A 12,821-nucleotide genomic window follows, 5' to 3' on the forward strand; every position below is an offset into this window, starting at 1 on the left:
CGAGGGCTTATCCTAATGACGTGGGTAGGCTAACGGATGTTTCATACACTTTCACCAATCGCTTTGTTTCGCATCCAGTTTTCAAGGCGCAAGCCTAAACAGATGTCTATTTGCAGCGACCCTCGGGTCGCTGTTTTTTGTATCCAATCGAAGTAAATCTCTCCTTCAATCCCACTAACTCCAACTCACAACATCGTCCTCCCAAGCAAACACTAAAGACACTCTTAGTGCGGGAGGCATCGCTTACTCACCATGCGCGAACTATCTAGAATATGGATGATCCTTGCCCTGTTATCGATCCTTATGCTAAGCGGATGCATGTCCCACGGCGCCGAATCAAAGCGCGAGACCAAGATGCCTACCTCGGGCGCGTTATCGCTGGACAAATTCAAATCGTTGACGAGCGGCAACTCAAAGTTCCCCTTGTCCTCCTACAATGCGTCGAATAAGGAAGATGCCGAGAAAGTGATTTTGCGAAAGCCGTCCGAACCGATCAGAGGGATCTACGTCACGTCGCACGTTGCCCGAAGCCGGCGCATTGATGAGCTCATCTCCCTTGTGGACAAGACGGAGCTGAACGCGATGGTCGTTGACATTAATAGCGGGATGGTGCTGACCACGCTGCCGAAATCGGCAAAGGCTGGGAGTTACGCGATAGCAAATACGCGGGCAGTAAAACAAATGAGCGAACTTATTAAGAAACTGAAGCAGCATCACATCTACACGATCGCCAGAGTCGTTACTTTTAAAAACCCTGAACTGGCACGCGCCGTGCCTTCTTGGACGATTAAACGCAAGGACGGCCGAACTTGGATGGACCATGGAGGTTCTCCCTGGATAGACCCTTATCGTCAAGAGGCGTGGGAATATCCGATGAAGCTCGCGGAGCATGCGGCTAAAATCGGCTTCGACGAGATCCAATTCGATTACGTGCGATTCCCGGAGAACGAGAAGAAGGTGGATCGGGAGGTCGCCTATGCGAATCCGAACAAATGGTCCAAGAGCGATGCGATTCGTAAATTTCTTCATCGCGCCGCGGTAAGATCGCATAAAGCAGGTGCGCGGATTTCAGCGGACGTGTTTGGACTCGTCGGATCTTCGGATAACGATATGGGAATCGGTCAAAATTGGCGGAGTATTGCAAGCGAAGTGGACGTCATCTCGCCAATGATCTATCCTTCGCATTATTCGGGCGGAATTTGGGGAGTCGAACATCCGGATCTGACGCCAAGCCCAATCATTGCCCACGCGCTCAAGGACATTACGAACAAGAACAAGCAGATGCAAGCGAAAGGAATCGATTCCGCCAAGGTTCGTCCATGGTATCAGAGCTTTACGGCTAGTTGGGTGCATCCGCATCAAACTTATGGTTCGGCACAAGTACGAGAGCAAATATCGGCGTCCCGCAAAGCGGGGTATCCCTCTTACCTGCTATGGAATTCAGCGAACCATTACCCGCAATTTGAACGCTGACCGGACGACGTCAAAACGCCGAAAAAGCTTAAATGGCGCGGTTTTCCACCATCCCGATTGTGCTTGACAGCCACTAATGCCTCTGCTAAGATGACAGATAATCAATCGGAGACTAATCGCCGGAACTGTATCCGGTATAGGGGGTAATTGCACGTGTGGCAAAATAAATTCGCCAAAGAAGGACTTACGTTCGACGACGTTCTGCTCGTTCCACGGAAATCTTCCATTCTTCCGCGGGACGTCGATGTATCGACGGTTCTCAGTCCTTCGGTGAAGCTAAACATTCCGTTGATCAGCGCGGGGATGGACACGGTCACGGAATCGGCTTTGGCGATCGCGATTGCGCGCGAAGGCGGCATCGGTATCATTCATAAGAACATGTCTGTTAGTCAACAAGCAGAGGAAGTCGATCGCGTTAAGCGTTCTGAGAGCGGCGTTATTACGAATCCTTTTTCGCTTACGCCTGAGCATCATGTGTACGACGCCGAAGAGTTGATGGGCAAATATCGTATTTCCGGCGTACCGATCTGCGACGATCACGGTAAGCTTGTCGGTATTCTAACGAACCGCGACCTTCGCTTCGTCCATGATTTCTCGATTAAGATCAAGGACGTCATGACCAAGGAAAATTTGGTTACCGCTCCTGTCGGCACGACGTTGCAGCAAGCGGAAGGTATTCTGCAACAGCATAAGATCGAGAAGCTTCCTTTGGTCGACGATACGAACACGCTCAAAGGACTTATCACGATCAAAGATATCGAGAAAGCCATTCAATTCCCGAACGCCGCCAAAGACAAACACGGTCGTCTGCTCGTAGGCGCAGCGGTCGGCGTGTCGAAAGATACGTTCGAACGTTCGGAAGCGCTCGTTAACTCGGGTATCGACGTTCTCGTCGTTGATTCGGCGCACGGTCATCACATCGACATCGTCTCGATGGTTCGCAAGCTGCGCGAGAAGTATCCGGAGCTTACGATCGTTGCAGGCAACGTGGCGACGGGAGAAGCGACGCGCGATCTGATCGAAGCCGGAGCATCCGTCGTTAAAGTCGGTATCGGACCGGGCTCGATTTGCACAACGCGTATTATCGCGGGTATCGGAGTACCTCAAATTACGGCTATTTACGACTGCGCGACGGTTGCTCGCGAATACAATATTCCGATTATCGCGGACGGCGGCATCAAGTATTCCGGCGAAGTTACGAAGGCAATCGCGGCGGGCGCAAGCTGCGTTATGCTCGGTAGCTTGTTCGCTGGTACAGAAGAAAGCCCGGGCGAATCGGAAATTTACCAAGGCCGCAGATACAAGTCTTATCGCGGCATGGGTTCCATCGGCGCGATGAAGGAAGGCAGCAAGGATCGTTACTTCCAAGAGAACGAGAGCAAGCTCGTTCCGGAAGGCATCGAGGGACGCGTCGCTTACAAAGGACCGCTCAAGGATACGATCCATCAATTGCTGGGCGGCCTTCGTTCCGGTATGGGCTATTGCGGTACCGAGTCGATCGAACAGCTTAAGAACGACACGGCGTTCGTTCGGATAACGGGCGCTGGCTTGCGCGAGAGCCATCCGCATGACGTTCAAATTACGAAGGAAGCACCGAATTACTCCATGTAATTCGTCATAGGATGCTATCTAAATATTGGAAGCCGCAAGCGCGAAACATTAGGGCTTGCGGCTTTTTTCTTTCGGAACAGGTATGTTACAATAAAGGCTGCATGAACGAGCATATTTTATCGAAAAAGGAGAGAATGCGTTGAATCGCCCTCATCTAATGTCAGGTTTATCCAAGCGAATGTCGAAACGGTTCGCCGTATATAGTGTACTTACCTCCTTCTTATTTTTATATGTATTTACCGCAGGCTCATCCGTAGCTTTCGCCGCAGAGACGGCAGCGAACAAGCTAACGACTGGAGCCGTGCAAGTGCAAGCGAACGCCGCGTTCCTCATGGATGCGGACAGCGGACAAGTCATGTACCAATACGATGCCGATACGCCTAGGCCGCCGGCGAGTATGGCGAAGATGATGACGGAATACTTAGTTAATAAAGCGGTTAAGGAAGGCAGACTGGCTTGGGATCAGACGATTACCGTTGGAGACAACGCGGCATTGCAGGATCGCAGAGGCAGCATTATCTACTTGGCCAAAGGCGAGAAATATACGATCAAGGATCTATACGACGCGATGGCGATCTTCTCCGCGAACGACGCGACGGTCCAATTGGCGGAAGCAGTGTCCAGCACCGAGGAAGAGTTCGCGAAGCTGATGAACGAGACGGCGGCGCAGCTGGGCATGACGAACGCGCACTTCATTAACTCCACAGGGTTATCCCGTTCCATGATGCCGGAAGGCTATAAAGCGGAATCCCTCGAAGGCGAGACGGTAATGTCCGCCCGAGATACGGCTACCTTGGCGTACACGATTTTGAAGGAATATCCGGAAACGCTGCAAACGGCGAAAATCGTCGAGAAGAAGTTCCGCGCGCGGGATAAAGAACCGATGCTGAACTGGAACTATATGCTCGAAGAGAACTTGAGCAACCCTTACTTGAAGAAATTCGCTTACCAAGGCGTCGACGGTCTTAAGACCGGCCATACGGACGAAGCAGGCAACTGCTTTACGGGGACGGCGCTAATTAACGGCACGCGTCTCATCGCGGTCGTCATGGGCGTTCCGGGGAACTCTAAAGACGGAAAACGGTTCTTGGAAACCGCGAAGCTGTTCGACTATGGCTTCCACGGCTTCGAGAAGCAAACGATTTTGGAAGCTAAGGCCGTCATTCCGACGTTCGAAACGCTGAAAGTCAAGAAGGGCAAATCCAAGAAAGTTAACGTCGTAACGGCTACCGATCTTACGTTGCTTGTGCCGAAAGGCTCGAAGACGACTCCCGAGATCGTAGAAGTGAAGCCGACGCAAGACCCGCTGATGGCTCCGATCAAGATCGGAGATAAAGTCGGCACGGCGACTTACAAGTACAAAGATCCATCTACGCTCGAAGATAAGACGGTTACGGTCGATCTTATCGCGGCGGAAGACGTAGGCAAGGCAAGCTGGTGGCGGATGCTCTTCCGTGCGATCGGTGACTTCTTCGCAAGCTTGTTCAACGGAATCGTGAACCTGTTCTAAGCATGTTGGTTCCTGCTTGATTCCGAGTGAAATGGTTGTATATTAAACACACTTCATGTAAAATTAATGGTTAGAATCTTTGGGAGGCATGGAAACATGGAAACGGGTACTTCGAGAGTTAAACGCGGTATGGCTGAAATGCAAAAAGGCGGCGTAATCATGGACGTCATGAGCGCCGAGCAAGCTAAAATCGCCGAAGCGGCTGGCGCTACTGCCGTAATGGCATTGGAAAGAGTACCTTCCGACATTCGTGCGGCAGGCGGGGTTGCTCGCATGGCGAACCCTGAGCTAGTCGAGCAAGTTATGAAAGTCGTTAGCATTCCTGTCATGGCCAAAGCACGGATCGGCCATTACGTAGAAGCGAAAGTACTGGAATCCCTCGGCGTCGATTACATCGACGAGAGCGAAGTGCTTACGCCTGCGGACGAAGTGTACCATATCGACAAATCCCTCTTCACGATTCCGTTCGTATGCGGAGCGAAAGACCTGGGCGAAGCTTTGCGCCGCATTCAAGAAGGCGCGTCCATGCTTCGTACGAAGGGCGAGCCTGGAACGGGCAACATCGTTGAAGCCGTGCGTCATATGCGTCTTATTACCGGACAAGTACGCAAAGTTCAAAACTTGTCCAAGGACGAGCTCTTCCATGAAGCGAAGGTACTCGGCGTACCTTACGACTTGCTGCTTAATGTACATGAAACCGGTCGTCTACCGGTCGTTAACTTCGCCGCAGGCGGCGTAGCGACTCCATCCGATGCTGCGCTCATGATGCACCTCGGCGCGGACGGCGTATTCGTCGGCTCCGGTATTTTCAAATCGGACAGCCCTGAGAAGTTCGCTCGCGCGATCGTAGAAGCGACGACTCATTACGAAGATTACGAGCTCATCGCTCGCGTATCCAAGGATTTGGGCGAGCCGATGAAAGGCATCGACATTTCCAAGCTGCATGCCGCAGACCGGATGCAAGATCGCGGCCTATAAGCTTCCTTAGAGGAACACATAGCTTGCTGGTCAAGCAACACGAATACCATCGGCGGCTTCCACTCGGCACTCATACGGCCGAAGGAAGCCGTTTGAGATTAGGGAGAAGGAACTCAGGATGATAATCGGCGTTTTGGCGCTGCAAGGAGCGGTAGCCGAGCATATTCGAAGCATTGAGTTAGCGGGCGGTCAAGGCGTGGCCATCAAGAGAGCGGAACAGTTAGCCGAGATCGACGGGTTAATCATTCCCGGCGGCGAAAGCACGACGATCGGGAAGCTTATGCGCAAATACGACTTCATCAGAGCGATTCAGTCGTTCGCGCAAGCAGGGAAGCCGGTATTCGGCACCTGTGCTGGCTTGATCGTGTTGGCTGATAAGCTCGAAGGAGCGGAAGAGCCACATCTGCGCTTAATGGATATGACCGTAGCTCGCAATGCATTCGGGAGACAGCGGGAAAGCTTCGAGACCGACCTCGACGTGAGGGGAATCGACACCCCGCTGCGTGCCGTGTTCATTCGTGCGCCGCTTATTAAGGAAGTCGGAGCGGACGTCGAAGTGCTCTCCTCCTATCAAGGCGAGATCGTAACGGCACGGCAAGGCAACCTGCTCGCGTCGTCCTATCATCCCGAATTGACGGACGATTACCGACTCCATTCGTATTTCATCGATATGGCTCGTCAAGCGGCGGGCGACAAAAGGGGTTAACGTTCATGTTAGATGTAAAATTGCTGCGCAACGACTATGACAAGGTGGCGCAAGCCTTAACTAACCGCCAAGCCTCCGTGGAGCTTATCGCGGAATTTCCGAAGCTCGACACCAGCCGCCGCGAAAAGCTGACCGAGAGCGACCAACTGAAGAACCGTCGGAACGTCGTATCCCAGGAAGTCGCGAAGCTGAAGAAGAGCGGCGGCAATGCGGACGAGCTAATCGCCGAGATGAAAAACGTCGGCGACCGGATCAAGCAGCTCGACGAGGAAGTGCGCGAGATCGACGCAGCGCTCGACGCGCTGTTGCTGTCGATACCGAACGTTCCTCATGAAAGCGTACCGGTTGGAGCTTCCGAAGAGGACAACGTCGTCCTTCGTAAGAGCGGAGAGCCACGTACGTTCGAGTTTGACGCGAAGGCGCACTGGGATATCGGCAATGACCTCGGCATCCTCGATTTCGAGGCTGCGGCTAAGGTTACGGGATCCCGATTCGTGTTCTACAAAGGCTTGGGAGCGCGTCTGGAGCGTGCCCTTATCAACTTCATGATGGATCTGCATGCGGACAAGCATGGCTATGAAGAAGTGCTGCCGCCGTACATCGTAAATCGCGACAGCTTGGTCGGGACTGGCCAACTGCCGAAGTTCGAAGAGGATTTGTTCAAGCTCGCAGGAACGGAGTACTACCTTATCCCGACGGCCGAAGTACCGGTTACGAACATTCATCGCGACGAAATTTTGTCCGCTGAATCGTTGCCTAAGCGCTTCGTCGCGTTTAGCGCATGCTTCCGCTCCGAGGCCGGTGCCTCCGGACGCGATACGCGCGGGCTTATTCGCCAGCATCAGTTCAATAAAGTCGAGCTGGTGCAGCTCGTCGCGCCGGATCAATCGTACGACGTGCTCGAGCAACTGACAGGCCACGCCGAGCGCGTGCTGCAGCTTCTCGGATTGCCTTACCGCGTACTCACGCTTTGCACGGGTGACATGGGCTTCGGTTCTGCGAAAACTTACGATATCGAAGTGTGGCTCCCGAGCGCGGGAACATACCGCGAAATTTCGTCTTGCACGAACTTCGAAGACTTCCAAGCGCGCCGCGCCGCGATTCGTTATCGTCCAGAGAATGGTGCGAAGCCGGAATTCGTTCATACGTTGAATGGCTCCGGGTTGGCGCTAGGACGCACGGTTGCCGCTATTCTGGAGAACTACCAGCAAGCGGACGGCACCGTTGTCGTGCCTGAAGCATTGCGTCCTTACATGGGTGGAATCGACACAATTGGTCCGCGCTAAGGGTTGAACTACGAACAGGGCATGTGATATGATAACGTGGCAGTAACGGAAGCGCGCCGTAAGGCAAACTCGCCGACTGCCAGACGTGGAGAGATACCGAAGCGGTCATAACGGGGCGGTCTTGAAAACCGTTAGGGTGCAAGCCCACGTGGGTTCGAATCCCACTCTCTCCGCCATAAGCGAAAAACAGGCCGATTCCTGAAAAGGAATCGGTTTTTTGCGCATGGGGGAAGGGATGAGAACCCCGAATCTCACTCTCTCCGCGGACTTCTGGTTTTTCGCTGTATAAGATGATGCGCTGTGGTCAACCTAACGGAGTGGAGGTGCTCATCATGGTAAGCAATGACGAACTGAACGTCCCGCAGGAGGACCTGGTTCAAGCTTGGCAACAGACGCTCCCGGAGCGGCTGCATGGCGGAGATCAGGCAGAGATTATGCTCGACGAAGCCGACCCGAACGCGCTTAGAGTCCATATAAGAACGGCAGGCCATCAAATGATGGAATTCGACTTCGCCGTCCGTTATGTCGACAGCCGAGAGATCGCCATCCAATTAACCGACGTGGAACGAGATGGCCAGACGATCGACGAGCGGGGTGAAATCGTGCAAGAGCTCATCGCCGATTACCGGCGCCATCTGCACGAGACCGCTCAAGCATTGCATCATTATACCCATAGCTAAGGAGGGTACCCGAAAGTGTCCGACGCGAACGGCTATGCCGATAAAAACTTGAGCAACGTCATCGAGCAATTGGAGCAAGATCCGGTGAACGCGCACCACGCTCAGCAATTACAGCAGCAGAAAAACGATCGCAGGCATCAAGCTGCGCTTAACCATGACGAGCCCGTCGATCTGAAGCATCCTAAGAGCTAAGGAGGCCAAGCGACTATGAGCAAGCCTAGATCGCAGGCAGTTAATCAACCGGACCAGCAACAGAATGCCCATGACATTACGAAGAACCCTTTTCCGAACGAACCGTTATCCGGCTCCAAGAAAGTCAAAAACCGTAACCACGTGAGCCATCACAATCCGCAAGGCTAAACGAATTTTCTCATTCCCGGTGCAAGTTGCCGGGTTTTTTTGTTGTATCCGTTAAAAACCGATTGGTATAATAAAGTAATGTACCCATTACCTAAAGAGGAGGAATTAACTATGACAGGACAGAAGCTACCCGTTCCGCCAAGACCGCCGACGAAGCCTAAGCAAATTCGCCACAACAAGATGACCCCGCTGGAACTGACCCGCAGAATCTTTTTTATTATTTTAGGCGCTACGCTGGTGGGGGTTGCGCTCGAGATTTTCCTCGTGCCCAATAAGATCATCGACGGAGGCATTACGGGTCTTTCCATTATGTCCTCGCATTTGTCCGGCGTTCCTATCGGGATTTTCCTGATGGTACTCAACCTTCCCTTCCTTATTGTCGGTTATCGTACGATCGGCAAGACGTTCGCGTTATCGACGCTTCTAGGAGTTATCGTGCTTTCGATCGCCACGACGCTGCTCCATTCGGTTCCCCCGTTCACGGAAGAAACATTCCTTGCCGCGGTATTCGGCGGTATTTTCCTGGGCGCGGGCACAGGTATCGTCATTAGAGCCGGCGGCTCGCTCGACGGTACGGAAATCGTCGCGATTTTGTTCAGCAAGAAATCTCCCTTCTCCGTCGGCGAGACGGTTATGTTCATTAACATTTTCATTCTAGGTAGCGCCGGGTTCGTCTATTCTTGGGACCGCGCCATGTTCTCGCTTATCGCTTACTATATTGCGTTCAAGGTCATCGATTTGACGATCGAAGGTTTGAACGAGTCGAAGTCTTGTTGGATCATTAGCGATAACTTCAAAGAGATCGGCGACGCGATCGTGGATCGTCTCGGCAGAGGCGTAACGCTGCTGCATGGCGAGGGCGGGTACACGGGCGATCAGAAGAAAGTTATTTTCTGCGTTATTACGCGGTTGGAGGAAGCGAAGCTTAAGTCTATCGTGACGGAGCTGGATCCGGTTGCGTTTTTAGCGGTCGGCAACATCCATGACGTAAAGGGCGGACGCTTCAAAAAGAAAGACATTCATTAGGAGATACCGCTGGGAAATGCCGGTTTTATCGATTCTTTAACAAAGAAAGTCTTTTCGCACCTGCGAAATTAAGATAGAATTAGTACGTTCGTATTAAATAGTTACTCAAGGTATTGAGAGGGGAAAAACATCTTGTTAAAAAGAAAAATGGGCTTTACCGTCGTTGCGCTTCTGCTGGCGATCGCTGTCGTTCTAAGCGGATGTAACTCGAAAGATAAAGCACCTAAAGACGCGCTGCAGGCTTCGTTGTCCACGACCAGCGAACTAGATTCCTACACGTTCAAAGGAAGCTTGAAGTTCGAAGACTTCGATTTGAACCTGGCGGAAATGACCGAAGAAGACACGACGGCTATGAATATGTTCAAGAACGCCGAAGTTTCATGGACGGGCGCGTACCAGAAAGATCCGATGCTGGTCGAAGTTACGCTTAAGCTCGAGCTTAAGGGCGACTTGGCCATCAACTTCTCCGTGCCGATCATCGCTTCGGAGAAGAAAGTATGGGTGAAAGTGCCGAATATCGCAATGCTTCCGATTCCGGAAGAATTGGTCGGCAAATTCTTGGAGCTCGATCTGGATCGACTCTCGGAAGAAGCCGGCCAAGAGATTCCAACCATCGATCCTAAGCAATCCCAGAAATTCGTGCAAGATTTGGTGGACATCGTGTTCAAACATCTGGACGAGAAAGATTTCCTGGCTAACGTAAAAGCGAAAGACGCGGGAATTCCTGATGATGTAGACGTTAAGCAAGTCGTTCAAATTCACGTTGAGAAGTCCCAAATCGAATCGCTTCTGAGCACGATCGTCGAGAAAATCGCTCCGGATGTCCTTGATTTGATCGCGGGCAACAAAGATTACCTCGATATGACCGGTCTTACGAAAGAAGACATCGATTCGGCTAAAGATTCGCTCAAAGATACGAATTCTTCCGATATTAGCGATGGCATCGATGAAATGAACAAAGTGCTGAAGAAGTTGGACATCGAATCGAACATCGGTATCGACAAGAAAGACAATCCTGTCTATACGGACGCAACGATCAAAGCGGCTTTCGATACGGAAGGCAATGCAGGCAGCTTCGCGATCAAAGTCGTATCCCAACTCGGCGATCTCAACAAGAAAGTTGATTTCGAGTATGGCGAGCCAGACGCAAGCGATGTTATTCCGTTCGAAGAAGCGTTCGGAGAACTGGGCGGATTGCTCGGCGGCGCAAGCATCGACGATCTATAATTAATACGGCAATCATCGAGAACCCTCGCCACCTGGCGAGGGTTTCTTTATGTTTACAGGCTCTATTATTAGATAATGAAAGCACAAAAAAATCACGGCAGGATTGCCGTGATTGATGTGTAAGGTGGTCGGGACGACACGATTCGAACATGCGACCCCCTGGTCCCAAACCAGGTGCTCTACCAAGCTGAGCTACGTCCCGTTGGTCGCCAAAAGCAGCGAACGAATATGATTATAGCATAGGGAAATGAAAATGCAAAGTCAGTTATTGGATATGAACCGAAACGGTCTGGGCGGAATAGAGTACGGAGTATAGGGGTAGGGAATAAATGTATAAAATCTTTCCCTGGGTAAAGTTTTTGTTGTACAGGCAAGATTTCTGATGTAGGATAATAGTATAAATACGAAGACGCCATCGGCGCCCGCAGTATTCATTTTTTTACTTCTATTGTTGCCCTAGGTAAACATTATTGTAATGAGGAAAGAAGGCTGGGCTATGGAACCCGTCGTTCGAGATAATGCATTATCTTCCCCTTCCCCCCAAGCCGGTTGGCGCAAAGAAAGAATAGCCCCGAGCTTGCCGGAGGTTCATAAGTCGATATTCGTGCCGACCAAAGGCAGCTTCATTAGACGCCTGTTGGCCTTTGTAGGTCCGGGTTACTTGGTCGCCGTAGGTTATATGGACCCGGGCAACTGGGCCACGGATCTAGCCGGCGGAGCGCAATTCGGGTACACGCTGCTGTCGGTTGTCCTGATCTCCAATCTTATGGCCATTCTGCTTCAATCGCTAACGGCACGGCTCGGCATTGCGACCGGACGGGATCTGGCGCAAGCGTGCCGGGATCATTACGGTAAACGCGTTAACTTCAGTTTATGGGTACTATGCGAGCTCGCGATTGCGGCATGCGACCTAGCGGAAGTTATCGGTTCGGCGATCGCGCTCAAATTGTTATTCGGGATGCCGATGATATACGGCGTATTAATTACTTCATTAGACGTCATCTTGGTGCTCATGCTGCAAAATAAAGGCTTCCGGTATATTGAAGCAATGGTCATCTCCTTGATCGTGACGATCTTCGTCTGCTTCGGCATCGAGATGTTCTTGTCCAAGCCGGACGTCGGCGGCATCTTCCACGGGTTTGTTCCGAGCGCGGAGATCGTGCGGAATCCCGAAATGCTGTATATTGCTTTAGGTATTCTCGGCGCAACCGTCATGCCGCATAACTTGTATTTGCATTCCTCCATCGTGCAGACGAGAAAGTACGAAGAGACGGCGCTCGGCAAACGGTCCGCGATCCGGTTCGCGACGATCGACTCCACCTTAGCGCTGATGTTGGCTCTGTTCGTTAACGCGGCTATTTTGATTTTATCTGCGGCGGCTTTCCATACGAGCGGTCATACGGACGTCGCGGAAATTCAAGATGCATATAAGCTGCTAGATCCCCTGGTAGGATCAAGCATCGCCAGCGTTCTGTTCGCGGTTGCGCTGCTCGCTTCGGGTCAGAACTCGACACTGACGGGAACGTTAGCCGGACAGATCGTCATGGAAGGCTTCCTGAACATTAGGCTGAAGCCGTGGTTGAGAAGACTTATTACCCGAATGATCGCCATTATTCCGGCAGTTATCGTTATTGGAATCTATGGCGAGAAGGGCACCGGAGATTTGCTGATCTTAAGCCAAGTCATTCTATCCCTGCAGCTCTCGTTCGCGGTCATTCCGCTCGTTAAGTTCACGGCCAATAAAGCGAAAATGGGCGAGTTCGTCGCGCCGAAATGGTTATCCACGCTATCTTGGACGGTCGCGTTTATTATTGCGGGACTTAACGTTTATTTGCTGTACGGCACCTTGTTCGGGTAAACGAGAAAACCGCGCCAGATTGAGCTGGCGCGGTTTTTTTGTATGTACGCCCAGCATGGGCGTCATCTCTACGGTGAAAGTCCGGAATGGGGGCTGGCAAGCGCCT

Annotated in this window: 12 protein-coding genes and 2 tRNA genes; 13 read left to right on the plus strand and 1 reads right to left on the minus strand. The window is 52.0% G+C overall.

All coding sequences use genetic code 11. From position 1 onward, the window contains the following. Nucleotides 1–252 precede the first annotated feature (252 nt). The 12 genes from ACFPQ4_RS09995 (at nucleotide 253) to ACFPQ4_RS10050 (ending at nucleotide 10,857) form a co-directional block, all read left to right on the plus strand. Nucleotides 253–1,473 (plus strand): putative glycoside hydrolase, encoded by a 1,221-nt coding sequence (locus ACFPQ4_RS09995; protein WP_378111696.1) that lies wholly within the window; start codon nucleotides 253–255, stop codon nucleotides 1,471–1,473. A 153-nt stretch (nucleotides 1,474–1,626) separates the two neighbouring features. After that, a complete protein-coding gene (gene guaB / locus ACFPQ4_RS10000) occupies nucleotides 1,627–3,084 on the plus strand; it encodes an IMP dehydrogenase (RefSeq protein WP_378111697.1) in 1,458 nt (485 codons plus the stop codon). Nucleotides 3,085–3,262: 178 nt separating this feature from the next. Then, entirely contained in the window at nucleotides 3,263–4,594 is a 1,332-nt protein-coding gene (locus tag ACFPQ4_RS10005; protein WP_378111698.1) for a D-alanyl-D-alanine carboxypeptidase family protein, read from the plus strand. Nucleotides 4,595–4,690: 96 nt separating this feature from the next. Then, a complete protein-coding gene (pdxS, locus tag ACFPQ4_RS10010) occupies nucleotides 4,691–5,572 on the plus strand; it encodes a pyridoxal 5'-phosphate synthase lyase subunit PdxS (protein WP_378111699.1) in 882 nt (293 codons plus the stop codon). Between the two features lie 118 nt (nucleotides 5,573–5,690). After that, on the plus strand, nucleotides 5,691–6,278 hold the full coding sequence (gene pdxT, locus ACFPQ4_RS10015) for a pyridoxal 5'-phosphate synthase glutaminase subunit PdxT (protein ID WP_378111700.1): 588 nt from the start codon (nucleotides 5,691–5,693) through the stop codon (nucleotides 6,276–6,278). A gap of 5 nt (nucleotides 6,279–6,283) precedes the next feature. Then, nucleotides 6,284–7,564 carry a serine--tRNA ligase gene (gene serS / locus ACFPQ4_RS10020; protein WP_378111701.1) on the plus strand — a complete coding sequence of 427 codons (1,281 nt, stop codon included), beginning with the start codon at nucleotides 6,284–6,286 and terminating at the stop codon, nucleotides 7,562–7,564. An 87-nt stretch (nucleotides 7,565–7,651) separates the two neighbouring features. Further along, nucleotides 7,652–7,740, plus strand: a tRNA-Ser gene (locus ACFPQ4_RS10025). A gap of 156 nt (nucleotides 7,741–7,896) precedes the next feature. Next, a complete protein-coding gene (locus ACFPQ4_RS10030) occupies nucleotides 7,897–8,244 on the plus strand; it encodes a hypothetical protein (RefSeq protein WP_378111702.1) in 348 nt (115 codons plus the stop codon). 15 nt (nucleotides 8,245–8,259) lie between these two features. After that, entirely contained in the window at nucleotides 8,260–8,436 is a 177-nt protein-coding gene (locus tag ACFPQ4_RS10035; RefSeq protein ID WP_378111703.1) for a hypothetical protein, read from the plus strand. 15 nt (nucleotides 8,437–8,451) lie between these two features. Next, the gene (locus tag ACFPQ4_RS10040) at nucleotides 8,452–8,604 is read left to right on the plus strand and encodes a small acid-soluble spore protein P (protein ID WP_378111704.1); all 153 of its coding nucleotides are present in this window, start codon (nucleotides 8,452–8,454) and stop codon (nucleotides 8,602–8,604) included. A gap of 180 nt (nucleotides 8,605–8,784) precedes the next feature. Next, on the plus strand, nucleotides 8,785–9,630 hold the full coding sequence (locus tag ACFPQ4_RS10045) for a YitT family protein (protein WP_378111707.1): 846 nt from the start codon (nucleotides 8,785–8,787) through the stop codon (nucleotides 9,628–9,630). A 132-nt stretch (nucleotides 9,631–9,762) separates the two neighbouring features. Then, nucleotides 9,763–10,857, plus strand: coding sequence for a hypothetical protein (locus ACFPQ4_RS10050; RefSeq protein WP_378111705.1), 1,095 nt, complete (start codon nucleotides 9,763–9,765; stop codon nucleotides 10,855–10,857). A gap of 125 nt (nucleotides 10,858–10,982) precedes the next feature. Here the strand turns inward: ACFPQ4_RS10050 and ACFPQ4_RS10055 are convergent. Next, nucleotides 10,983–11,059 (minus strand) — tRNA-Pro (locus tag ACFPQ4_RS10055). 294 nt (nucleotides 11,060–11,353) lie between these two features. On the opposite strand from ACFPQ4_RS10055, the gene ACFPQ4_RS10060 reads away from it, so the two are divergent. Beyond that, a complete protein-coding gene (locus tag ACFPQ4_RS10060) occupies nucleotides 11,354–12,715 on the plus strand; it encodes an Nramp family divalent metal transporter (protein ID WP_378111706.1) in 1,362 nt (453 codons plus the stop codon). Nucleotides 12,716–12,821 lie beyond the last annotated feature (106 nt).

This window comes from Cohnella yongneupensis (assembly GCF_042655785.1).
Classification (GTDB): Bacteria; Bacillota; Bacilli; order Paenibacillales; family Paenibacillaceae; genus Cohnella; species Cohnella yongneupensis.